This is a genomic window from Flavobacterium sp. B183, assembly GCF_023539155.1.
Lineage (GTDB): Bacteria > Bacteroidota > Bacteroidia > Flavobacteriales > Flavobacteriaceae > Flavobacterium > Flavobacterium tructae.
This window is the reverse complement of record NZ_CP097434.1, coordinates 2,341,303-2,365,959: the sequence shown is the minus strand read 5'-3', so window position 1 is coordinate 2,365,959 and position 24,657 is coordinate 2,341,303. Positions and strand designations below refer to the sequence as shown.

The window sequence follows — 24,657 nt, the reverse complement described above, 5'->3', positions numbered from 1 at the left end:
TTATCTTAAGGTTAATTTAATCGAAAATGCCGTTTCATTAGCTTCATTTTTTCCAAAATGAGTAATCAAAACTTTATCTACCCAATTTAGTTTCTCTATTTCCTCAACCCAACGTGTAAAAGCCTCATTCGCGATCGTTGTTCCCGAGATTGTAATTGTTCTTTCCTGAACAAGAATGGGCTCTTCTAACTTTACTTTCTTCTCAAGAGGATTAAAAGCCAATTCTGTCAGTACAATAGAAGATGGAACTTTTCTGGCAATTTCATTGATCATTAATGAGCTTTGGGAAGTAGTTTTTCCCAAAATACTTTTAACTTTTTCCTCTTTTACAATAATTCTTTTCTTAAGTTGATTCACATCTTCAACAGATGATTTATTCACTAATAGTGTTTCTGAAGTTTCCTGAGCCAATTTGTAATAATGAGAGAAAAAAAGAAAATTAAGTACTAAAATAACAAACACAACTGCAACCATAACTTTTAAGCCTTTGCTAAAAAAAACTTTCTGGTTATATACATCATACAATTCTTCGCTGTAAGACACTACCGAACCAGTATTTGGGGTATTATTCATTATCATTCTCAGTATACCCGAAAATGCTAATAACTGTCTGTTTTCTAACTGAAGGTCATTGATATTGTAAATTACGGCTGATTCCAGAGCCTCCGAAGTAATAATTTGATTTTGCTCCTGTCGGGATACAGCCTGGTGATTGGTATAAAATTCTGTTTCGGTGGTATAATCAACAATTTCAGCAATCGAACAAATACCAAGACTAATTCCTGCAATACTTATTTTTTGAGCTACGTAATTGGCCAACATTTCATCCAGATACGATTTTCTGGTAATAGCAATTATAGATTTTGTTTTTAATCGCCAAATCTCAAAATAAAACTCTTCCCAATTGGTATTGGGAAATGCCTTATGCAATAATTTTTCATCCGAAGGGTCAATGCCTGAGACCTCTTTCTGGATGACCTGATTGGTATTAACAATTAAAAAAAAAGGCAATTTAGAATCCCATTTCTCCGCTATCTTTCCATTATAATTGACTCTGTCTTTTTTCGCAATTACTAATCCTTCTTTCTTATTTTCAACTAGCAGCAACGAAACTTTGTCTTCACTATTTAAAGTGAAGTGCTCGATGCCTATATATTGTTTGCCAAGTAAAAGGCTGTTTATTGATGGTAAGCCCATTAGTAAATAACAGTCGGTTTAATTAAAACGCTTAGTTTTTTCTTAGAATCTTCTCGTTTGCGAGAACTGAATATCCACTTAATAATTGGAATTCTGGACAGCAAAGGCACTCCTGATCCCGAATCATTTTTTGCCGATTCTTCAAGACCTCCTAATACAATTAAATCCTGATCTTTAACTCTGATTATCGATGTAAACTCTCTGGAATTAATTCCCGGAGGTGCATCCTTATCTACTTTCTGTCCGTTAAAACTTGATTGTATCACTTTGATATCCATTGTAATTTGTCCGTTACCGGAAACTAAAGGCATAATGGTTACAGATAATTCCGCATCAATAGGTTGATAATTTTTAACCTCAGAAGCCTGTGGAATCTGTGATCCGTAAAAATTTTGATTAGTCACGACATAATAAGTCGTTTCTCCTATAGACAAATAAGCTTTATGTCCGTTTAATGTTGATAATCTTGGGGAAGACCTGATTTTTAAATTTCCATTTGTTTCCTGAGCCTTTAAACTTAAGTAAAAATTCGGAACTACTTTTCCAATATTTAAAGAACCAAAACCGCTAAAACTATCAATTATACTGTTAATTGTTGATGCACCTAAATTAATGTCTGCACCAGGAAACACAGTACCCGATGTCTTAACAGGTTTATCTCCTATTCCGGCTTTAATTCCTGTTTCGACAGTAGCGCTTCTGTTGACTTCCAACAGCATAACTTCTATTAAAATTACCGGAACCGCTTTGTCAATATATTGTATAAAAGATTCAAATCTCTCAATGTTTGCAGCCGGACCATTTACCAAAAAGCTATTTAATTCTTTATCAATTTTGATATCAAGATCTTTCTTAATTTCATCGGGAATAATTGTCAAAATTGATTCAGAAGGACCGCTGTTTGAAGAGGAAGAGCTGTTGTTGTTTGCATTATTAAAATTACTGTTTTGATTCTGGAAATTAGAATTCCCCCTGTTATCAAGCGAATTGGAATTAAAATTGGAGTTAGAATTGGAACTATAATTAGAAAAATTATTAGTATTATTTAATCTTCCGGCACTTCTGCCTTCTTTTGACGGATCGCTTAAGATCTCGATAGAGCGATGCATTAAAGGAATAGATTTTATATTTCTTACCACCAATTGATCTTTTGTCCCAAAATAGTAGATCGACCCGTTTTTCATAAAAGTATAACTCCCTCCGGACGAGGACGAAATCGAAACTCCTGAATTATTATTATTAAATGATTGGTTATTATTATTTGAAGAATTACTGTCTGTTTTAGTTTGAAAGATTTTAACCAAAAGAGCATCAAACGTAATATTTTTCGCTTTAACAGTTGCATTACCCGCTCCTTCTAAAGGGCTTGAAATAAACATGTCAATATCTAATTCACGACCTATATCATAGACGATACTTGAAATTGCCGTATTTTCAAAATCTACATCCAATATTTTTTTTTCAGCATCAACAACCGTAAAGAAAAAGTTAGATTTTCTTGCTCGCTGTGGTCTATTTTGTCTTATTGCATTGTTAGGATCTGAAGTTCCTTCGGCAACAAAATTCCCTTCCGTCTTATCAAAAACATAAAAATTATCTCTTGATTTTGTTACGGTTAGGTTATTGGCAAATGCTAATTTATTTAGTGCAGCATCAAAAGGCATATTTTTTATATACACGGTTAAAAGCTGATTTTCAAGACCAGGAGCAAAAACTAAATTTTTAGCACTTTCATCCATAATCTTTCTAAAAACATCATATAATTTGTCGTCTTTTAAATTCAGAGAAAGCAAATTATTAGCCAGATCATAACTTACATCTATTGCTTTTAAAGCGGGAACTTCAACAGGTTTTATATATGATTTTATGGAGAGTATGTTTCCGGTAAAATCGATAGTTAAACTGTATTCTTTACATAAAAAAATAAGCAGATCACCCACAGTTACATCTGAGAAATTATTCACGATATTAATCTGACTTAAATTAGGAGCAACGCTAATATTCAATTTATGAACCTGAGAAACTGCTAACAGAAAACTGGACAATGAAGCTTCCTTAATATTAACATTTATTTTTTCGTTTAAGCCCGGAGCATCCGTAGTGATTGATTCAATATGATTTTTAAGCTGTAATATTCTATTTTCCTGAGAAAATGAAGTTTGGAAAATAAAGATTAAAAATAGGATAATTATTTTTTTCATGAATTTATTTCAATTGTAAAACTTTAAATTAGGCGTATTTTATTACAAGAGTAGTGAAAAAACTTCGTCAACTGAAGTAGTTCCCTCTTTTATTAATAGCAATGCATTACGTTTTAGCGTAATAATGTTGTTCTCCTCCAGATATTCATTGATATCCAGCTGATTATTCTTGATTAAATTAGACAGTTCACTGCCAATTGGTAAAATTTCGTAAATTGCTTTTCGACCAGCATAACCTGTATGATAACAATGCTCACAACCTACAGCTACATGATGGAATTTCAAATCTTTTGGAATTTCAAATCCGCTTGGAAAAATAGAATTTGAAATTACTTCTTCTGTTTTGCAGGAATCACATAATTTACGAACCAGTCGCTGTGCTACACTAATATTTAAGGTACTGGCAATTAAAAAAGACGGAATTCCCATATCAATTAATCTCGAAACGGTCGCCCATGCAGAGTTAGTGTGAATCGTAGACAAAACAAGGTGTCCTGTTAAAGCAGCCCGAATTGCCATATTGGCTGTATTAACATCACGAATCTCACCAACCATTATGATATCAGGATCTTGTCGTAAAAAAGTCCTTAAGGTTGTCGCAAAATCAAGTCCAATATTTTCTTTCAACTGCACCTGATTAATTCCTTCAAGTGTATATTCTATAGGGTCTTCAACAGTTAAAATATTAGTATTGGGAACATTTAATTTTTTTAAAGTAGCATAAAGAGTAGTCGTTTTTCCAGATCCTGTTGGACCTGAAATAAGAACAATACCATTTGGCCGCTTGATATTTTCTAAATAGGCTCTTAATTCCCTTTCGGTAAAACCAAGCGAATTAATATCAATATGGCTCGTATCTTTACTTAAAATACGCAATACTACTTTCTCTCCATGCAAAGTAGGCAATACAGATACACGAACATCAAAATCCTGATAATCTGTTACCATCGTAATACGCCCGTCCTGCGGTAATCGTTTCTCCGAAATGTCCAGCTGAGCCCGGATCTTTATTTTGTTAACGATTACAGGATATTCTTCAACCGAAATATGAAATTGTTCTTTTAGCTTTCCGTCTAAACGAAAACGAACTCTGGCATTTTTTTCATAAGGTTCAAAATGAATATCACTGCTTCCGATTTCTTTTGCATTTAAAACAATTTTTTCCAGAAAGTCTGCTGTATAATGAATCTCCGAAATACTATTGTTTGCTATTTTTCTATAATTAGTACTTAAATAACGGTTTATATTATCAGTAGAATCATTTTCCAGTTCCACTTTAAAGCTTAATAAAACTCCTAACTCATTTTGCAGACTTATACGATCAGAAGCATCCGTTTTTAATAAAACAATTTCATTCTTTTTCCCAACTGGAATAATTCTGTAGTAATAAGCCTGTTCTGATTTAACAAGCTGTTGAAACTCTATTGGAAGATCAAAATTCTCCATATTTAATAAGCGTATAAAAAAGTACTGTTATACCAAAAAGTCATTGCATATACTCCTCCGAAAAAAAGAGACATATAACCCGCCAATGGCACAGTCTTATCTGTTTTTTTATTACTCAATATAAAATGCAAAACGAGCGAAAAAAGTAAGGCAAAAACAAATAGCACAATAAAAGATACAGTAGAGAAAGTCCCGGAAATAAATATAAAAAATAAGAGATCTCCTATTCCGATTGAATTACTAAAGTCTAGTTTTCGGAATCTGACATACAAAAAACTAATTCCTAAAATGATTGATACCAGCAACAAATTGACTCCCAAATTATAAGCCGCTATAATCATGGGGACATTGTGCAATTGAATTGCAAAAGCCAAAAGACCAACCACAGGATACAAAAACCAATACACTAAACGACTCTTAAAATCCTGATATAAAACGACTGCAAATACAAGTATTAATATAAGTTTTAAATACCACATCTAATCGTTAATAATTTGCTTGGGTACTCCATTTTGATCGATTTCCCAAACGTTAAAAACACCATTCCCGTTAAAATCAGTGATGGCAGTTGCCTTTACTTTAAAAGCATTATTATCAGATTGAACAATCTCATAAACATAATTAGCACTACCGTTTTCTTTTGTAGTTTTAGGAGCTTCAAAATCAATTTCTGAAAAATTAGAACTGTATTTTGAATACATAAAATAGTATTGTTTTTCAGCATTATAAATTGCTTTTAATTGCACTTGTGCTTCAACACTTTTGGCTTTGGTAATTAAAGGCATCAAATTTGGCAAAGCAATTAATAACAAGATTCCTATAATCGCCAATACAATCAACATCTCTTGAAGGTTAAAAGAAGGCAGTTTTTTAAAGATATTTTTTTTCAAAACAAAATATAAATTAATTTTTACAAATATATCTTTTTTATTGAAAAGTAAAGGGTGCGAAAATGAGAAATAATTTATGGGCATCCATATTAATTTATAAGAAAATTTTTACTATTATTGTCGTGTCTCCAAAATGATTTCTCAAAATGATATGATTTAATTATAAAAACTAACTAACCAAAACCTTAAATAAATTATTAAAAAAATGAAAATTAAGTTTACAATCTTGTTTATGATAAGCTCTTTACTTGTAATGAGCCAAAATAATGCAACGTCATCACTACCAAAGATTATTTCAGCATCTCCAGAAGCGGCCAGTCTTGGGCAATACGGAGGGGTTCCTGTCAATTTATCCACTGGACAAATTAATTATACCATACCGATTTATACTATAAAATCGGGGGATTTTGAATACCCCCTAACGCTTTCCTATAATTATAATGGCTTTAAACCAGAAACAGATCCTACGATGGTAGGAATGGGATGGACAGCAAATTTTGGTGGTGTAATAGCAAGACAGATGAAAGGGGTTGAAGATGAGGATCCTTACATTGGTTATTTTGTTAGAGGAAGTAAATATGAAAATTTGAATACTCTTTCTCTCGAAGAAAAAGTAGAAGCTTTAAAAAATGCTGCAGATCACGGCTATGATACGCGTCCGGATAAATTTATATTAAACACAGCAACTATTAATGGAAGTTTTAGATTTAAATATGATAAAACGGCTGTTTTTTCAGAACAAAAAAACTATAAAGTAACATTTAACGGATTCATCAACATTAAAGATGACAAGGGCATTTTATACCAATTTAATGATCTTGAACACACTATGATTACTGATTGGACACCATCCAATAATGAAACTGACTATATGAGTTCATTTATGCTTAGTAAAATAACATTACCCAACTCAAATAAAGAAATTAGTTTTCAATACGACAATTATAATTCTATTCATAGATATACAACTAATACAAAAACAGTACAAACGCAACTGGAAATCGAACCACCTGCTAATGGGGGTGGGTATTCTTCTAATTTTAGTTTAGAAACTACAGAATCAAAAATTATAAAACGAATTGATTTTCCTAATGGATATATACTTTTTGATCAAAACATTTTTTACAGACCTGCATATTCAGCACTTCCTGATCCCGCAAGTGTAGAAGGTACGAATCAGGTCAAATTAAAATCTGTTAGTGTTTACAATTTAAAAAACAAATTAATTGAAAAATTTCATTTCGATTATTATGATAGTGGTTACTATTATTATCTGAAGTCTATTAAAAAGGAAGATAGTAATGGTAATGTAATAGACTACTATAATTTTGACTATGAAAATTTACAAGAATTACCAACTCATAAAATCGCAAATAATATGACTGATTTATGGGGTTTTTACAATGGAATTCCTTTCACTGAATATAATGTAAAATACTCCTTAAGTCCTTCATTTAACAAGGGAGTAATAGGAGCATTAAACAAGATAACCTATCCAACCAAAGGAACTACAAAAATCACTTACGAACCTAATCAAATTAAGAGGACCGGAGGTGATTATGAGTCATCAAATCCTAGCTATAACGCATCCGATTCTGTAGCCATATCCTCTGAAAATAACAGCTTTGACTGTGACCAAAATGAAAAAACTGTAACTATTCCGTTTGGTCAAACGGTCAAAATCATACTTGAAGTTGATGTAACTGCAGGTAAAAGTTCAGCTACGAGTTCATTTGTTGATAGCAATGGTCAGGAACTTTATAGATTGTATAAAAATAATGAAGTAAATACGGGGCCAAAATATTTTAGTGAAGAATATTTTCAGTATTTAGAAGCTGGCACCTATAAATTAAGAACACACTTATGTGAGATAGGTGTAGAAAGTGGTAATCATAATGCAAAAACAACTATTGAATACCGAACCACTCCATATGTCGATGATCCCTCCTCTTCAAATATTGAAGTGGGAGGAGTAAGAATATCACAGACAAAAGATTGTCCTAATCAGGATTCTGAGAATTGTGTTACGAAAAAATATAACTACATTGACAACTCATACCCTTTAAATAATTCAATATCAAGCGGTTTCCTTATTGAACCAAGCCCTAGATTCAATAGCGCCATGATTCGTAAAGATATATTTGCTGCAACAACCATTTTGGAATTACCTAACGGTAATATACTTATGTTAAATGATGGATCAGATTTTAGCCACCAAGTACATTATGAAACTACCTTCAACTTAAGACCTATAACTCCGTTATCTCTTTTAGGAAGTCACATTTTTTATTCCCAGGTAAATATTATTAATAACAATGAAAGTATTGGCAAAACAGAAAACTATTATACTAGCTACATTAAGCAATCTTTTCAACCTTTCTTAGACCTCTATCCTGATATCGAATTTAAATTGGGAAAAATTCTTAAACAAAATTTGCTAGAAAACAATTCCCCCGATTTTATCACTAAACAAACTCATGAATATGTTTACAACGATACCGAAATTAATCCTTCAAATTATGTTTTTGACTGTCAGATTCTAAGATCTCAAATCGAATCAATTGCTATTGACCAGCATGGAAGTATTCTAAAATTTAGTAGACCAAGTGATTTTGCTATACAATCCATAAAACATACAGCAAGAGAATTTCAGTTAAGTTACAATAGTACAACTACCCAAGAAAAAAATGGAACAATTGAAAATGTAACGTCATATACATATGACACACAAACAGGGTATCCTACAGAAATCAGCACTCTTAATAGTGAAAATCAACTCGTAACTACTAAAACATATTATCCTAACAATAAGGGATCAATAATTGGTTTAGATACTTTTCAGGATCAATCAATTAATAACTTAATCGACAAAAATATTGTTTCTGTACCTATTCAGACCGAGACATTCATAAGAAATCCTGATGGATCTAAATCATTAAAAAACACAAAAAGAACTAATTTTAAAACTTGGACAAATACTATTATTCTTCCAGAATTTAATCAAACTGCAAAAAGTACAAACCCACTAGAAAATCGTATTCAGTATCATAACTATTATTTAGATGGAAATGTAAAAGAATTATCTACATCTGCAGGTACACATATCGTATATATTTGGGGTTATAATAATGAACATGTTATTGCCAAAATAGAGAATGCAACCAATACACAAATAGCCACCGCTTTAGGAGTATCGGATTTAAACACTATCAACGAAAATAATCTGAATGCGATAGATAACTTGCGAGCGGTACTTCCTAATACCATGATTACCACTTATACTCACATTCCATTAGTTGGCGTAAGTACCATCACCGATCCTAAAGGGGATAAAATCACCTATACCTATGACAGTTTAAATAGACTCAAATATGTAAAAGATAAAAATGATAAGATCCTTTCAGAAAACCAATACAACTACAAACCATAAACCAAAAGCATCATGAAAAACAGACTTAAATTCCTTTTGGTTTTGTTTCCTGTTATGGTCATCGGACAGACCACAACCCAAAATTACATCAAAACCACCACCTATAAACAACCTTTTACAGAAGCAAACTTGCCGACTGTTCCAACACCGGCACAAAGTTCGCAAAACGTTACTTATTTTGACGGACTCGGAAGACCTATCCAGCAAGTTGCCTCACAGCAGTCCAGTTCAGGTAAGGATATCATTACCCATATCGAATATGATGATTTTGGAAGACAAACTCAAGAATACCTGCCTTTCAAATCCGAATCTTCCAGCATGGCTTTTGATCCTGCTGCAAAAGCAAACACAACGTCTTATTACGGTAATCCTAATCCGGCTCTTAATGGCAATCCGGCTCTGGAAGCCACAGGTTATCCTTTTAGCCAAAAAGAACTCGAAGCCTCTCCTTTGAATCGAATCCTCAAACAGGCCGCTCCGGGAAATGACTGGCGATCAGGATCGGGTCGTGAAATCAAAATAGATTATCAGACCAATGTAGCAGGAGAAGTAAAACTTTTCAAAGCCAATACTGCTTGGGATGCTGCAGCGGGTCTTTATACGATATCGTTCGTCAATAGTGGACATTATGCGGCCAATAAACTTTATAAAACCATTACTTATGATGAGAATACAACCACTGCTCCTATTGAAATCAATGGCTCAACAGTAGAATTTAAAAACAAAGAAGGTCAGGTAGTTTTAAAAAGAACCTATGATGCTCAGGTCAGACATGATACCTATTATGTCTATGATATTTATGGGAATCTCACCTATGTTATTCCTCCCAAAGCGTTTGATTTGATAGAAAATACAACGGCTGTACAGACCAATGTAACTTCAACAGTCCAAACGGCTTCTGGAAACACATTGAACTTAGTGGCTTCAAATTCTATTACCTTGCTTCCGGGCTTTCATGCTCAGGCTGGAAGTACTTTTAGTGCTGTTATCGATAATAGTACTCAGGGAATTTTAGATAATTTATGTTATCAATACAAATACGATCACCGCAACAGATTGGTCGAGAAAAAACTACCAGGCAAACAATGGGAGTTCATCGTTTACGATAAACTAGACAGACCAGTCGCCACAGGACCTGCTAATTCTCCTTTTTCTGACATTACTTCCGAAGGTTGGCTCATTACCAAATACGACGCTTTTAACCGTCCGGTATATACAGGATGGACAAATGCTACCGCTGCAACAGTCGATGGAAGAACTAGTTTACAAACGACTCAGAATAATCCTGCTTTGACAACCATTAACGAAAGCAAACAAAGCAATGGGGCTCTGAATGGCATTACTGCTTATTATAGTAATGTAGTAGCACCTACCACATTCAAACTTCTAACGGTTAATTATTACGACAATTATACTTTTCCAACCGCTGGTATTGCTATACCCTCAAGTGTAGCAGGCCAGGCTACTCTAACGACCAATGAAGTTAAAGGGCTCGCAACGGCTTCATGGACAAGAGTACTAATGTCAAGTGACAATTTGACGGGAGAAACGACAGCCACTTTCTATGACGGAAAGGCCAGACCAATACGTTCACATACTCAAAACTATTTAGGCGGTTATAGCTATACTGACAGCAGTTTGGACCCTTTTTCCGGACAATTGCAATACAGCATTACCCGCCACAAAAGGACAGCTGCTGATACAGAACTTATGATCAAAGAGGTTTTTACATACTCCTCTCAGGATCGTTTACTCATCCAAACGCATCAAATAAACAATGGACCCATAGAAACCATTGTGGATAATACCTATGACGAACTGGGACAATTGATCTCTAAAAAAGTAGGTAACAATACTCAAAAAATTGATTATGCTTACAACATCAGAGGCTGGCTTACCGGAATTAACGATGTGGCTTCTTTAGTAAAACCTAACGATCCTAAGGATCTGTTTGCCTTCCAGCTTAATTATAACAGCCCTACTGCGGGAGGTGTGGCATTATTTAACGGAAATATCAGTCAGACGCATTGGAAAACGGTGAATTCAGAATCTGTACTTCGAAACTACAACTATAGTTATGATAAATTAAACAGGTTAACAGCTGCCGATTTCAGAAACAATACAAACGCTGCTCAAAATTCAAGCTATTTTGAAAAACTGCAGTACGACAAAAACGGAAATATTACTTTCCTCCACCGTTCGGGAGATGTTGTTGCTCAGGCAAATCTGGAATGCATGGATTATATGTCTTATTCCTATCAGGGAAATCAATTAACCCGTGTAAAAGAAGAAGGAAACAACTATTTTGGTTTTACCACTCCTATTACCCAAACTAATACGGCAAATCAATATAGCTATGATACTAATGGAAATATGACCTCTGATACCAATAAAAGCATCACGGCTATTACTTACAACCATTTAAATTTACCCACAAAAATAACCTTCGCCACCACCGGGAATATTGTGTACATTTACAATGCAAATGGGGTAAAACTTAGTAAAACAGTTAATAAAGGGACTTGTATAACTACAATAACTGATTATCTAGGAGGGTTTCAATATGAAAGCATGGCCAATAAATGTAAAAGACCAGGCAGTGGATATAATGGAGTTCTGAAGTTTTTCCCGACAGTCGAAGGCTACGTAGAGCCTCAGGGAAGTTCTTATAATTATGTGTATCAATACAAGGATCATTTGGGCAACATCCGTTTGAGTTATGATAAAACTTTAGCGATTAAAGAAGAAAGTAATTATTATCCGTTTGGTTTAAAACAGGAAGGGTATAATATTGTTAAAACTGGTGTAGAGAATAAGTATAAGTACAACGGAAAAGAACTACAGGATGAGCTGGGGCTTAACATGTACGACTATGGAGCAAGGAATTATGATCCTGCTTTAGGGCGTTGGATGAATGTTGACCCGCTGGCTGAGAAAGTTTTTAGTTTTTCACCTTACACGTACGCTGTTAACAATCCGATATATTTTGTTGACCCAGATGGTAAACAAATTGATATTAGCTTAATTTATAAAAAAGATAAGGAAGGAAATGAAGTTCGCGATAAGGATGGTAATCGAACTTTAACAAATGTAAATATTAAAATAACTGGTAAGGTAATAAATTTTTCAGATAATAATGTTGATATGAATCAAGCAGTTTCTGATATTACTTCTTCACTAGAAAAATCATTCAGTGGTAATATGAATGGCGTTAAAGTTAAAACTACAGCAAATTTTTCTGTTGCAAAATCAATGAATGATGTAAAAGACAGTGACCATTTACTTGTTCTCGCAGATAAAATGAAACCTCAAACTGATGAAAATGGAAGGATAGGCGTTCCTTATGGAGCAAGTAATTTTTTGGGTGGAAGAGTTGCTTTTGTTGATGCGGATTATTTTTCTGGGATGTATGATAAATACATAGGAAATCAAGGAGAAAGAACTTCAACTCATGAATTTGGACATCTATTTGGGTTAGAACATGTAATGGGTGGTTTGATGCAAGGTGGTGGAGATGGAACAAATTTATCACCCACGCAATTTGGTACAATCATTAAAAATTATAAAGAGGGCAAACTTAATTATGGCACTAATTCAACAATTTTTGGGCTTCCAAATACGGGAATTATTGGTTCGGATAATGTTATATTGACAAATACGAATGGCAGAGCAAAGAAGAAAGGTTAATCATTAATTGTTTTTGATATATAATTAAAATGAGAAAAAAAATTAAAATTATTTTATATTGTTTTATTATTCTAGGTCTATTTTACGAAGGCTATTATTACATTAGTTTCAAATCAAATTCTTATTTAGGTATTCGAGGAAGTGAGTTAAATAGTTATAAAGATGATTTTGTATTAATAGTTAACGACAAAAGAATAGATACTTTAAACATTAATATTCCTTTATCTTATTCAAAAGGACAAGCATTATGTTTTGGTAAAAATATCATACAGCTAAGAGGTTTAAATTCTACTAAAAGCTTTGAAACGAATATTTACTTTTATGGCTTATTTACTTGGAATATTTTAGAAGTTACCTCTAAAGATTTTATTTTCGATTCATACTATTCTGTACCTCCGATGGAATAGAAGTATTTATTTCAAAATAAAAAATTGAGACCAAGTGAAGAGATATAAGCAAAGAAACCTAAACAACATTCAGGTTGCTTTTTCCAGACGTTCTAGATATGTAGTAACTGCCCCCGCTCCGCAAAGTGTTCTTATGAAATCCCCCGCTCCGCAAGGTGTAGCTGCTGTGCGAATGCCTCTGACTTCGCACCGACAAAGATAATCCCCAAAGTATATAAAACGAAAACCTCGCTAGTAGCGGGGTTTTTTGTATTTAAAAGCTCATAAGTATGCTTGTGGCGATTCTTCTTTTTTTAGGTGATATATCAGATGTATTGGTCGTTAATTATTGCATCTAACATTTAGTGATTATCTGAAACTTATATTAATATCACATAAAAAATTAAAACAACTTTCAAGTTGTCCAAAAACACAAAAGCCACTTCAATTAGGTAGCAGCTTTTGCATTTTGGGGCACTATTAGTTTCTTCTCGTTTTTATGGTAACATCAAATTATCACTCCTTTCTTTAAAAATTACCTTTTATAATAAGCAATAATACTTGCTTTTGCCAAAGTCTGATTCAATAAATTAAAACCTACGATAGCCGGATTGGTATTTTCATCAAGTCCTAATTTATCCGTTTTAAGAGCATAAACAGTAATGATATATTGATGAAATCCATGGCCTTCCGGCGGACAAGGGCCCCCAAATCCTTTTATTCCATAATCAGTAATGCTTTGAACAGCACCTTTTATCGAAAATTTATCTTTAGCCCCCGCATTAGTTACCAGTTCGTTTACATCTGAAGGAATATCAAATACAATCCAGTGCCAAAATCCACTTCCCGTTGGCGCATCTGGATCATACATGGTCACAGCGAAACTTTTTGTTCCGGCTGGTGCATTTTTCCAAAGCAACTGAGGAGATTGATTCTCACCGGCACAGCCAAATCCTTTAAATTCCTGTACTTTAGTAAGCTCACCTCCCAAATCTTTACTGGTTAGTGTAAAAGTCTTCTGTCCGAAAATTGTTGTGGTAAAAATTAAGGACATTATCAAAATTGCATTTACTTTTTTCATTTTTTTATGGTTTAAGATTTTAAACAAATCTAACCCTGAAAATAGAAAGTAAATGGAGACAAAGGCTCAAAAACTATAGCCAAAAGCTCACTTTTTCTGTGCCTGTTTTGGTGTTACTCCATATTTTGACTTATAAGCCTGAGTAAAACTTGATAAACTTTCGTAGCCTGCTTCAAAATAAACTTCTGAAGGACTTCTTTGCTCCTGATGAAGTAAATAATGAGCAAACTCCAATCTTTTATGCTGAAACCATTTAATGGGTGATTCCGAATAATGTTTTTCAAACTCTCTTTTAAAAGTCGAAACACTCATATTACACAAAAAAGACAACTCCTTTAATGACAATTTACTAAGATGACTACTTTCTATAATCTGAAAAAACTTTTGTGAAGAATCATCGCTTTTTACTGTTAACGAATACAAAAACTCTGTACCGTACATCCCCACCAAATAAAGCATTAACTCTTCAAACTTAACTTCCAGCAACTTACTTTTAATCTCAATCGAAAGTTTTGAAATATCTACCAAACTATCTACAAACCGCTTAAGAAACACATCATATTCAAAAGCACACACAGACTTACATTCTTCAGCTTCCTCCTTTCTCCATTCCATTTTTCTAATAAATCGCAGCAGAATTTCATTCGAAAAAAATAAAACGACACTTCTATAGTTAGACAAATCCGAAAGCTTCTCCGTCATTAAACAATGTCCCGATTTCATAATAAGAAACTTCGAAGCATCGATCGATACAGCCGAATTATCAAAAACAACTTCCTTTGTACCTTCAATCAAAAAACTAAATACATTCTGATTCAGAATAATTTGCTGTTTAGAAATTCTTTTCGAACTAGTATAATCATAGACGTTAATCAATCTTGACTGATCAAGATTTAACTCGTCAGGAAGCGTTAGTACATTCATAGTAACAAAAAAGGAAATAAATTTTAATCGTACAGTTAACTAATTCTGCATGAGTCGCAGATAGGAAATTTGACTTCTTACGACAATTACAAACAAGCTGTAAATATAAACTTTTCCACACTTTCATTCCTGTACTGATTTAAGAGTTTTTAAGTAAATGCTCAATTAATCTTATTACCAATTTCTTCGTGAGTTCAATCAAAAATAAATTCGTATTTTTAATTACAAACGAATGTTCTAAATCACTAATTCCAAAGTTATGCGTTATAGTATTGTCATTCTTGCCTTTTTACTGTTGATTTCTTGTAAAAACGAATCTAAAACCGATTCATTATCCAACTACTTTACTTACAATAAGGAGTCAGAAGTAGAATCGGCAGGCGTCAGGATGATACCTATAAAAACCCCTGTTGGAGAATTTAAAGTTTGGACAAAACGTTTTGGAAACAATCCAAAAATAAAAATACTGTTGCTTCATGGAGGCCCCGCAATGACGCACGAGTATATGGAATGTTTTGAGACATTCTTTCAACGCGAAGGATTTGAGTTCTACGAATACGATCAGTTAGGATCTTATTATAGCGATCAGCCAAAAGACAGCAGCTTATGGACTACAAAACGTTTTGTAGAAGAAGTAGAACAAGTGCGCAAAGCAATCGACGCCGATCATAATAATTTTTATGTCCTTGGGAACTCATGGGGTGGTATTTTAGCCATGGAATACGCCCTTAAATATCAACAAAACATGAAAGGTTTACTCGTATCCAACATGATGGCCAGTGCCCCGGATTACGGAAAATATGCCGATGAAGTACTTTCAAAACAAATGAAACCAGAAGTACTGGCAGAAATCAGAGCCCTTGAAGCCAAAAAAGATTTCAACAACCCACGGTATATGGAATTACTTCTTCCAAATTTTTATCAAAAACACTTATGCAGACTAAAAGAATGGCCGGACGGCCTCAATCGTGCCAGCAAACATATCAATAGTGAAATCTACAGCTTAATGCAGGGACCTAGTGAATTTGGCATCAGTGGTCGTTTAGCCGAATGGGATATTAAAAACCGCTTGCATGAAATTACAATTCCAACCTTAATGATTGGCGCAAAATACGATACAATGGATCCAAAAGCAATGGAAGAACAAAGCAAATTAGTCAAAAAAGGACGTTATCTCTATTGCCCAAACGGAAGTCATCTCGCCATGTGGGACGATCAAAAAATCTTCATGAACGGAGTAATTCAGTTTATAAACGATGTCGACACCAAAGTTTTTCAATAACAAATTAAATTCCAACCTATTAAAGACAACAATTATTATGGCGTTCCCCTACGGGTCGGGCTGTCCGCTAAATCTTTTGCGATAGAAGTTTCAGGGAATTTTTAAATGAACGGTCATCGCAAAAGGATATCGCTTCCATCCCTAACGCAGTCTATGATAAAAAGAATATTCAAAGAAAAAAGGACTAAAGTTTTTAACCGCAAAGAGCGCGAAGGTTCACGCAAAGCACGCAAGGAAAAGGGCTGAAAGCCCGAAAAGCAGAGAGCATGGTGCGAAGCACTATGAACCAAAATAAACAGTAAATATCGCCCTGAAAGAGCAAAAGCCATACACCTAATAAAAAATCCGTTCTAATCCGCGTTTTCGCCTAGCGAATCCGTATCATCCGCGTTTTATTTTTTAATCGCAAAGATTTACACAAAAAGCGCAAGGATTTAAAACTAGTATAAAACAAAAAACCCTATCCGCTTTGGATAGGGTTCTTCAAAAGAAAGGCGACGACATACTCTCCCACATAACTGCAGTACCATCTGCGCAGGCGGGCTTAACTTCTCTGTTCGGGATGGGAAGAGGTGAGCCCCGCCGCAATAACCACCTTAAGGCTGTTAGTTGCTTGGGCAACTTTTTAATTGACAATTGATAATTAACAATTGATAATTAAAACAATATTTTAACATACTGAGATAAAGAAACAAATAAGTTTTTTACTTAAGAAAGTTTCCTCCCGATAGCTTGCGCTATCGGGAAAAGGGTGTACATAAGCTTACGGATTATTAGTACTACTCGACTATGACATTACTGCCTTTACATCTATAGCCTATCAACGTGGTCATCTTCCACGATCCTTAAAAGAAATCTCATCTTGTGGTGGGTTTCGCGCTTATATGCTTTCAGCGCTTATCCCTTCCAAACGTAGCTACTCTGCGGTGCCCCTGGCGGGACAACAGATACACTAGAGGTTTGTCCAATTCGGTCCTCTCGTACTAGAATCAGATCCACTCAAATTTCTAACGCCCACAGTAGATAGAGACCGAACTGTCTCACGACGTTCTGAACCCAGCTCGCGTGCCACTTTAATGGGCGAACAGCCCAACCCTTGGGACCTTCTCCAGCCCCAGGATGTGACGAGCCGACATCGAGGTGCCAAACCCCCCCGTCGATATGAGCTCTTGGGGGAGATCAGCCTGTTATCCCCGGCGTACCTTTTATCCTTTGAGCGATGGCCCTTCCATGCGGAACCACCGGATCACTATGCTCTACTTTCGTACCTGATCGACCTGTATGTCTCTCAGTCAAGCTCCCTTATGCCATTGCACTCTACGCACGGTTACCAAGCGTACTGAGGGAACCTTTAGAAGCCTCCGTTACTCTTTTGGAGGCGACCACCCCAGTCAAACTACCCACCAAGCACTGTCCTCTTCATCGAAGAGTTAGGCCTCAGATAAACAAAGGGTTGTATTTCAACAATGACTCCACAACGCCTGGCGACGCCACTTCACAGTCTCCAACCTATCCTACACATCATTTATCCAAGGTCAATACTAAGCTATAGTAAAGGTGCACAGGGTCTTTTCGTCCCACTGCGGGTAAACGGCATCTTCACCGTTACTACAATTTCACCGAGCTCATGGCTGAGACAGTGTCCAGATCGTTACACCATTCGTGCAGGTCGGAACTTACCCGACAAGGAATTTCGCTACCTTAGGACCGTTATAGTTACGGCCGCCGTTTACTGGGGCTTCAATTCAATGCTTCTCCGAAGATAACATCTCCTCTTAACCTTCCAGCACCGGGCAGGTGTCAGGCCCTATACTTCATCTTACGATTTTGCAGAGCCCTGTGTTTTTGATAAACAGTCGCCTGGACCTCTTCACTGCGGCCAGCTTGCGCTGGCGACCTTTCTCCCGAAGTTACAGGTCTATTTTGCCTAATTCCTTAGCCATGAATCTCTCGAGCACCTTAGGATTCTCTCCTCAACTACCTGTGTCGGTTTACGGTACTGGTACTAATTACCTGAAGTTTAGAGGTTTTTCTTGGAAGCCCTTAGGCGCACTATCTCTTTGTCCGAAGACTCCGAGTACTATCGTATTTCACCATTCTCTACGGATTTGCCTATAGAGAATATAGCTAGGTACTTCAACGAACTATTCCGTCAGTTCGCGGCGCTTTCATCACTCCGTCACCCCATCACAGTAATTAGTAGTACGGGAATATTAACCCGTTGGCCATCGACTGTCCCTTTCGGGTTCGCCTTAGGACCAGACTAACCCACAGCTGATTAGCATAGCTGTGGAAACCTTAGTTTTTCGGTGTGCGGGTTTCTCGCCCGCATTATCGTTACTTATGCCTACATTTTCTTTTCTAACCAGTCCAGCATACCTTACGATACACCTTCAACCCTGTTAGAATGCTCCCCTACCACTTTGTATTACTACAAAATCCATAGCTTCGGTAATATGCTTATGCCCGATTATTATCCATGCTCGTCCGCTCGACTAGTGAGCTGTTACGCACTCTTTAAATGAATGGCTGCTTCCAAGCCAACATCCTAGCTGTCTGGGCAGACAAACCTCGTTCTTTCAACTTAGCATATATTTGGGGACCTTAGCTGATGGTCTGGGTTCTTTCCCTCTCGGACTTGGACCTTAGCACCCAAGCCCTCACTGTTATCAATCATTATATAGCATTCGGAGTTTGTCAGGAATTGGTAGGCGGTGAAGCCCCCGCATCCAATCAGTAGCTCTACCTCTATATAACTAAAATAACGCTGCACCTAAATGCATTTCGGGGAGTACGAGCTATTTCCGAGTTTGATTGGCCTTTCACCCCTACCCACAGGTCATCCGAAGACTTTTCAACGTCAACCGGTTCGGACCTCCACACTGTGTTACCAGCGCTTCATCCTGCCCATGGGTAGATCACACGGTTTCGCGTCTAACACTACTGACTAAAGCGCCCTATTCAGACTCGCTTTCGCTACGGATCCGTGACTTAATCACTTAACCTTGCCAGCAACGTTAACTCGTAGGCTCATTATGCAAAAGGCACGCCGTCACCCCACAAAAGGGCTCCGACCGCTTGTAAGCGTATGGTTTCAGGATCTATTTCACTCCGTTATTCACGGTTCTTTTCACCTTTCCCTCACGGTACTGGTTCACTATCGGTCTCTCAGGAGTATTTAGCCTTAGCGGATGGTCCCGCCAAATTCAGACAGGGTTTCACGTGCCCCGCCCTACTCAGGATACCACTATCTATTATACTTGTTACCCATACGAGGCTATCACTCTCTATGGCTCGACTTTCCAGTCGATTCCGGTTCCTTGTACATAAAATGTCGTGGTCCTACAACCCCAACAATGCCGTAACATCATTGGTTTGGGCTAATCCGCGTTCGCTCGCCACTACTTACGGAATCACTTTTGTTTTCTTCTCCTCCGCCTACTTAGATGTTTCAGTTCAGCGGGTTTGCCCACCTATCGGTGTACTATGTCTTCAACATAGTGGGTTGCCCCATTCGGATATCTACGGATCAATCGATGTGTGCTCGTCCCCGTAGCTTTTCGCAGCTTATCACGTCCTTCTTCGCCTCTGAGAGCCTAGGCATCCCCCATACGCCCTTATTTTGCTTATTGTACCAATCTTGTTTCTTAAAACAAGACCGTTTTTTTTTGTCTTTTATTATTGCTAATAAAAAACGCTTTCTACTTTCTTATTATTTTCTTATCTCAATATGTCAATGAACTTTTATAATTAATAATTATCAATTGATAATTGTCAATTATTTCGTGGAGAATAACGGAGTCGAACCGTTGACCTCCTGCGTGCAAGGCAGGCGCTCTAGCCAGCTGAGCTAATCCCCCATTTTTTAGTTGTCAGTTAACAGTTTTCAGTTAACAGTACTTAAAACGGTTACTCAACCTCTAAAATTTCCTTTTAAATTAAGCTTTCAGTCCTTTTTAATTATCAATTGTTAATTATTAATTATCAATTCTTTTTAAAAAGTAGTCCCGGGCAGACTCGAACTGCCGACCCCTACATTATCAGTGTAGTACTCTAACCAGCTGAGCTACGAGACTCTGTTTTTACTTAATTCTTTCATTTTTTTAAATTAACAGCAAGAGTAATACAATCTCCAATTCAGAGACCCATAAATAATCATCTTTTTTCCTTAACGTGCACTAGGCTAACAGTAAGGCTCTAGAAAGGAGGTGTTCCAGCCGCACCTTCCGGTACGGCTACCTTGTTACGACTTAGCCCTAGTTACCAGTTTTACCCTAGGCAGCTCCTTGCGGTCACCGACTTCAGGCACCCCCAGCTTCCATGGCTTGACGGGCGGTGTGTACAAGGCCCGGGAACGTATTCACCGGATCATGGCTGATATCCGATTACTAGCGATTCCAGCTTCACGGAGTCGAGTTGCAGACTCCGATCCGAACTGTGACCGGTTTTATAGATTCGCTCCTGGTCGCCCAGTGGCTGCTCTCTGTACCGGCCATTGTAGCACGTGTGTAGCCCAAGGCGTAAGGGCCGTGATGATTTGACGTCATCCCCACCTTCCTCACAGTTTGCACTGGCAGTCTTGTTAGAGTTCCCGACTTGACTCGCTGGCAACTAACAACAGGGGTTGCGCTCGTTATAGGACTTAACCTGACACCTCACGGCACGAGCTGACGACAACCATGCAGCACCTTGTAATTTGTCTTGCGAAAGATCTGTTTCCAAATCGGTCAAACTACATTTAAGCCTTGGTAAGGTTCCTCGCGTATCATCGAATTAAACCACATGCTCCACCGCTTGTGCGGGCCCCCGTCAATTCCTTTGAGTTTCATTCTTGCGAACGTACTCCCCAGGTGGGATACTTATCACTTTCGCTTAGCCACTGAAATTGCTTCCAACAGCTAGTATCCATCGTTTACGGCGTGGACTACCAGGGTATCTAATCCTGTTCGCTACCCACGCTTTCGTCCATCAGCGTCAATCCATTAGTAGTAACCTGCCTTCGCAATTGGTATTCCATGTAATCTCTAAGCATTTCACCGCTACACTACATATTCTAGTTACTTCCTAATAATTCAAGTTTAGCAGTATCAATGGCCGTTCCACCGTTGAGCGATGGGCTTTCACCACTGACTTACTAAACCGCCTACGGACCCTTTAAACCCAATGATTCCGGATAACGCTTGGATCCTCCGTATTACCGCGGCTGCTGGCACGGAGTTAGCCGATCCTTATTCTTACGATACCGTCAAGCTCCTACACGTAGGAGTGTTTCTTCTCGTACAAAAGCAGTTTACAATCCATAGGACCGTCATCCTGCACGCGGCATGGCTGGATCAGGCTTGCGCCCATTGTCCAATATTCCTCACTGCTGCCTCCCGTAGGAGTCTGGTCCGTGTCTCAGTACCAGTGTGGGGGATCTCCCTCTCAGGACCCCTACCCATCGTAGCCTTGGTAAGCCGTTACCTTACCAACTAGCTAATGGGACGCATGCTCATCTTTTACCGTTGTGACTTTAATAGTATCTCGATGCCGAGTCACTATACTATGAGGTATTAATCCAAATTTCTCTGGGCTATCCCTCTGTAAAAGGTAGATTGCATACGCGTTACGCACCCGTGCGCCGGTCTCTATATCCGAAGACATATACCCCTCGACTTGCATGTGTTAAGCCTGCCGCTAGCGTTCATCCTGAGCCAGGATCAAACTCTTCATCGTATATTTTTATATTATATTGCGATGATATCTATCGGTTCTTTTCGAATCTTACGATTCTATTACTCTTATTCTTTTGTCCCGATTAATCGGGACGGCTGTCAATTCAATATGTCTACGAACGTATTCTTTTTTATTAATCTCGCTTGTCTCTCAAAGCGGGTGCAAAAGTAGAAAACTTATTTCTAATCGGCAAGAGTTTTTTGAAGTTTTTTTTAGAAAATTTCTTTTCGTTTTTAACTTCTCTCCTTACCAATCTTTCAATGAACTCCCCTTGTTTTGCGGGGTGCAAACTTAAAACTTTCTTTCTTTACTCGCAAGCTTTTTGGAATCTTTTTTTGAAAATTTCTTTTCGTTTTAATTCCTTCGCTTGTCAGTATTTCAGTGAACGTTTATCGCTGTTGCGGGTGCAAAAGTAGTCACTTTATTCGCTTTTACAAGCTTTTTTTAAACTTATTTTTAATCTTTTTCGAAACTTTATCTTAACGCCCTGATAACTCTTCTTTTACAAATTAAACTTTTTTCAGGTTTGAAAGGTTTTTCTTCGTTCAAATGAAACTCTTAGATACAAAGCCCCGTTTTTACTGGTTTTTTACTAATCTCGCAAAGTCGCAAAGGCGCGAAGTTTTTGTTTTTCTTGTCTTATTTCTTTTGAAAACCCATACCCTAGCCCCGATAGTAGTGGAAATCCTTTTGATTTTTCCTTTAAAAAGCAAAAGATTGCAGCGGATAGCGGGATAAAGCTTCGACTTCGCTCAGCTGGACAGAAAAACTACTCTTATATTATAGTATAGAATCTCAAATACCAAGCTTCGACTTCGCTCAGCCGGACAGAAACTACTTTTCTTGCATTTTCGCTTAGCTGGACAGAAGCACTCCTTATAGATAGGTAGTAAAAAAAAACAAACCCGACAGGTTTTGAAAACCTGTCGGGTTGTAACTATAATAAGTACAATAAAAAAATCTACTATTATATATATGTAGTTATTTATTTAGGCTATCGATTACTTCTTTTGTAATTTGAATACTTTTAAGCTTAGCCTGACGATCGAATATTGGACTGGTTACCATTAACTCGTCGATCTGTGCATAATTGATAAACTTTTTAAGATCTGCCTCCAGCTGTATTTTATCTCCGGTAAAAGTACAGGCTGTCATTTGATTCACATGGAAGCGTTCTTCTTCACTCATAATATCATCAAGGGAATCTACAGGTGGTTGTAATCCTTTGCGGTCGTTTCGGATTAAATTTAAAAACATCTGATAGAGACTTGTAGACAATCTTTCCGCTTCTTCGTTGGTATCTGCGGCAACTATATTGACACACGCCATGGTTTTAGGCTTATCCAATGTATCTGATGCCTGAAAATTTTCACGATAGAATTCAAACGCCTGTATCATTTGTCGGGGAGCAAAATGTCCTGCAAATGCATAAGGCAATCCATAAGCAGCAGCCAGGGCAGCACTATCCATACTTGAACCTAAAATCCAGATAGGAACATTTGTTCCTTCGGCCGGGAATGCTCGTACTTTTGCTGTTGCATTTTCTACCGAGAAGTAATCCTGAAGTTTAGTTACGTTTTGCGGAAATCGCTGTGCCTGTTCAAAGAAATCTTTTCGAATAGCTTCAGCCGTTGGTTGATCTGTACCGGGCGCTCTTCCTAAACCTAAATCGATTCTGCCCGGATAAAGTATTTCCAAGGTCCCGAATTGCTCTGCTACTATTAAAGGAGAATGATTGGGCAGCATGATTCCACCGGAACCTACGCGAATATTTTGAGTCTGACTGGCAATATAACCAATTAACACCACCGTAGCCGAACTGGCAACATGTGCCATATTGTGATGTTCTGCAAGCCAAAATCGCTTGTATCCTAAATTATCTGCTAGTTGCGCTATTTCTTTTGTTTTTTGAAATGTTTCTTTGGCATTGCTATCCTGAGTGATGATAGCGAGCTCTAATAATGAGACTGAAATTGGGTTTTTCATATAAAAAAATGCTAGAATACAAAACTACTTCATTTACATGGATACCTTTTGTTTTCTGTTGTTAATAGATTTATAATATTTCTTTCGTAAGAACAGAACACTATAATAAATACAATTTTCAATAATCTCTTAGCATAATTGCTTTTAACTAATAGAGACATCGATTCTATATTTATAAAAATATTTCACTTCATTCAGGAACATCACAAAAAATTTATATTTCGCTCCTCTGGAGCTTTTTTGATACCTGAAAATTACATTTCCCAGAAACATTTTACTCCGCTGGAGCAATTTCAGAAAAAACAGGAAGCTTTACTTTTTAAACGTGAATTCATCCCTCCTTTTTTTCTTCAAATTTATCCCACAATACGTAAGTCAAAAGATTTAAAGAGTAAATTTGTATCTCGAAATTAACTCCCCGCTTTAACAATA

The 24,657-nt window shown here is 36.8% G+C and carries 11 protein-coding genes, 2 tRNA genes and 3 rRNA genes; 4 read left to right on the top strand and 12 right to left on the bottom strand.

All coding sequences use genetic code 11. From position 1 onward, the window contains the following. The 4 genes from M4I44_RS10345 to M4I44_RS10330 all read right to left on the bottom strand — a co-directional run bounded on the left by M4I44_RS10345 (window position 1) and on the right by M4I44_RS10330 (window position 5,722). Entirely contained in the window at window positions 1–1,197 is a 1,197-nt protein-coding gene (locus M4I44_RS10345; protein WP_249967229.1) for a PilN domain-containing protein, read from the bottom strand. Beyond that, window positions 1,197–3,398: a type II secretion system protein GspD gene (locus M4I44_RS10340; protein ID WP_249967228.1), complete on the bottom strand. Its 2,202-nt coding sequence runs from the start codon at window positions 3,396–3,398 to the stop codon at window positions 1,197–1,199. Before M4I44_RS10340 ends, M4I44_RS10345 begins: the two co-directional genes overlap by 1 nt. A 42-nt stretch (window positions 3,399–3,440) precedes the next feature. Further along, window positions 3,441–4,844: a GspE/PulE family protein gene (locus M4I44_RS10335; RefSeq protein WP_249967227.1), complete on the bottom strand. Its 1,404-nt coding sequence runs from the start codon at window positions 4,842–4,844 to the stop codon at window positions 3,441–3,443. A 479-nt stretch (window positions 4,845–5,323) separates the two neighbouring features. Then, on the bottom strand, window positions 5,324–5,722 hold the full coding sequence (locus M4I44_RS10330) for a type IV pilin protein (RefSeq protein WP_083342450.1): 399 nt from the start codon (window positions 5,720–5,722) through the stop codon (window positions 5,324–5,326). A gap of 217 nt (window positions 5,723–5,939) precedes the next feature. Between M4I44_RS10330 and M4I44_RS10325 the strand changes: the two genes are divergently transcribed. From M4I44_RS10325 to M4I44_RS10315, 3 genes are read left to right on the top strand one after another with little or no spacing between them, the layout of a single operon-like run. Beyond that, complete coding sequence (locus M4I44_RS10325; RefSeq protein ID WP_249967226.1) at window positions 5,940–9,164, top strand: hypothetical protein; 3,225 nt, start codon at window positions 5,940–5,942, stop codon at window positions 9,162–9,164. Window positions 9,165–9,176: 12 nt separating this feature from the next. Then, window positions 9,177–12,851: a DUF6443 domain-containing protein gene (locus tag M4I44_RS10320; RefSeq protein ID WP_249967225.1), complete on the top strand. Its 3,675-nt coding sequence runs from the start codon at window positions 9,177–9,179 to the stop codon at window positions 12,849–12,851. Window positions 12,852–12,880: 29 nt separating this feature from the next. Beyond that, window positions 12,881–13,258 (top strand): hypothetical protein, encoded by a 378-nt coding sequence (locus M4I44_RS10315; protein ID WP_249967224.1) that lies wholly within the window; start codon window positions 12,881–12,883, stop codon window positions 13,256–13,258. Between the two features lie 514 nt (window positions 13,259–13,772). Here the strand turns inward: M4I44_RS10315 and M4I44_RS10310 are convergent. Together M4I44_RS10310 and M4I44_RS10305 are read right to left on the bottom strand one after the other, a co-directional pair. Beyond that, the gene (locus M4I44_RS10310) at window positions 13,773–14,318 is read right to left on the bottom strand and encodes a YbhB/YbcL family Raf kinase inhibitor-like protein (protein ID WP_249967223.1); all 546 of its coding nucleotides are present in this window, start codon (window positions 14,316–14,318) and stop codon (window positions 13,773–13,775) included. Between the two features lie 87 nt (window positions 14,319–14,405). Continuing rightward, on the bottom strand, window positions 14,406–15,242 hold the full coding sequence (locus tag M4I44_RS10305; RefSeq protein ID WP_249967222.1) for an AraC family transcriptional regulator: 837 nt from the start codon (window positions 15,240–15,242) through the stop codon (window positions 14,406–14,408). A 259-nt stretch (window positions 15,243–15,501) separates the two neighbouring features. On the opposite strand from M4I44_RS10305, the gene M4I44_RS10300 reads away from it, so the two are divergent. Then, window positions 15,502–16,524, top strand: coding sequence for a proline-specific peptidase family protein (locus tag M4I44_RS10300; RefSeq protein ID WP_249967221.1), 1,023 nt, complete (start codon window positions 15,502–15,504; stop codon window positions 16,522–16,524). Between the two features lie 489 nt (window positions 16,525–17,013). Here the strand turns inward: M4I44_RS10300 and rrf are convergent. The 6 genes from rrf to M4I44_RS10270 form a co-directional block, all read right to left on the bottom strand. Then, window positions 17,014–17,123: ribosomal RNA gene (gene rrf / locus M4I44_RS10295) — 5S ribosomal RNA — on the bottom strand. Between the two features lie 154 nt (window positions 17,124–17,277). Then, a 23S ribosomal RNA gene (locus M4I44_RS10290) occupies window positions 17,278–20,156 on the bottom strand. Between the two features lie 154 nt (window positions 20,157–20,310). Next, window positions 20,311–20,384: transfer RNA gene (locus M4I44_RS10285), tRNA-Ala, on the bottom strand. A 142-nt stretch (window positions 20,385–20,526) separates the two neighbouring features. Further along, a tRNA-Ile gene (locus M4I44_RS10280) sits at window positions 20,527–20,600 on the bottom strand. A gap of 125 nt (window positions 20,601–20,725) precedes the next feature. After that, window positions 20,726–22,239 (bottom strand): 16S ribosomal RNA (locus tag M4I44_RS10275). The 16S, 23S and 5S rRNA genes sit together here with 2 tRNA genes alongside, the layout of an rRNA operon. Window positions 22,240–23,220: 981 nt before the next feature. After that, entirely contained in the window at window positions 23,221–24,225 is a 1,005-nt protein-coding gene (locus M4I44_RS10270) for an LLM class flavin-dependent oxidoreductase (protein ID WP_249967220.1), read from the bottom strand. Between the last annotated feature and the right edge of the window lie 432 nt (window positions 24,226–24,657).

What these genes read in the sequence shown, in the direction of transcription:
- M4I44_RS10325 (WP_249967226.1), top strand. Translation starts at nt 5,940, where the DNA reads ATGAAAATTAAGTTTACAATCTTGTTTATGATAAGCTCTTTACTTGTA.
- M4I44_RS10335 (WP_249967227.1), bottom strand. Translation starts at nt 4,844, where the DNA reads ATGGAGAATTTTGATCTTCCAATAGAGTTTCAACAGCTTGTTAAATCA.
- M4I44_RS10270 (WP_249967220.1), bottom strand. Translation starts at nt 24,225, where the DNA reads ATGAAAAACCCAATTTCAGTCTCATTATTAGAGCTCGCTATCATCACT.
- M4I44_RS10320 (WP_249967225.1), top strand. Translation starts at nt 9,177, where the DNA reads ATGAAAAACAGACTTAAATTCCTTTTGGTTTTGTTTCCTGTTATGGTC.
- M4I44_RS10300 (WP_249967221.1), top strand. Translation starts at nt 15,502, where the DNA reads ATGCGTTATAGTATTGTCATTCTTGCCTTTTTACTGTTGATTTCTTGT.
- M4I44_RS10345 (WP_249967229.1), bottom strand. Translation starts at nt 1,197, where the DNA reads ATGGGCTTACCATCAATAAACAGCCTTTTACTTGGCAAACAATATATA.
- M4I44_RS10310 (WP_249967223.1), bottom strand. Translation starts at nt 14,318, where the DNA reads ATGAAAAAAGTAAATGCAATTTTGATAATGTCCTTAATTTTTACCACA.
- M4I44_RS10305 (WP_249967222.1), bottom strand. Translation starts at nt 15,242, where the DNA reads ATGAATGTACTAACGCTTCCTGACGAGTTAAATCTTGATCAGTCAAGA.
- M4I44_RS10315 (WP_249967224.1), top strand. Translation starts at nt 12,881, where the DNA reads ATGAGAAAAAAAATTAAAATTATTTTATATTGTTTTATTATTCTAGGT.
- M4I44_RS10340 (WP_249967228.1), bottom strand. Translation starts at nt 3,398, where the DNA reads ATGAAAAAAATAATTATCCTATTTTTAATCTTTATTTTCCAAACTTCA.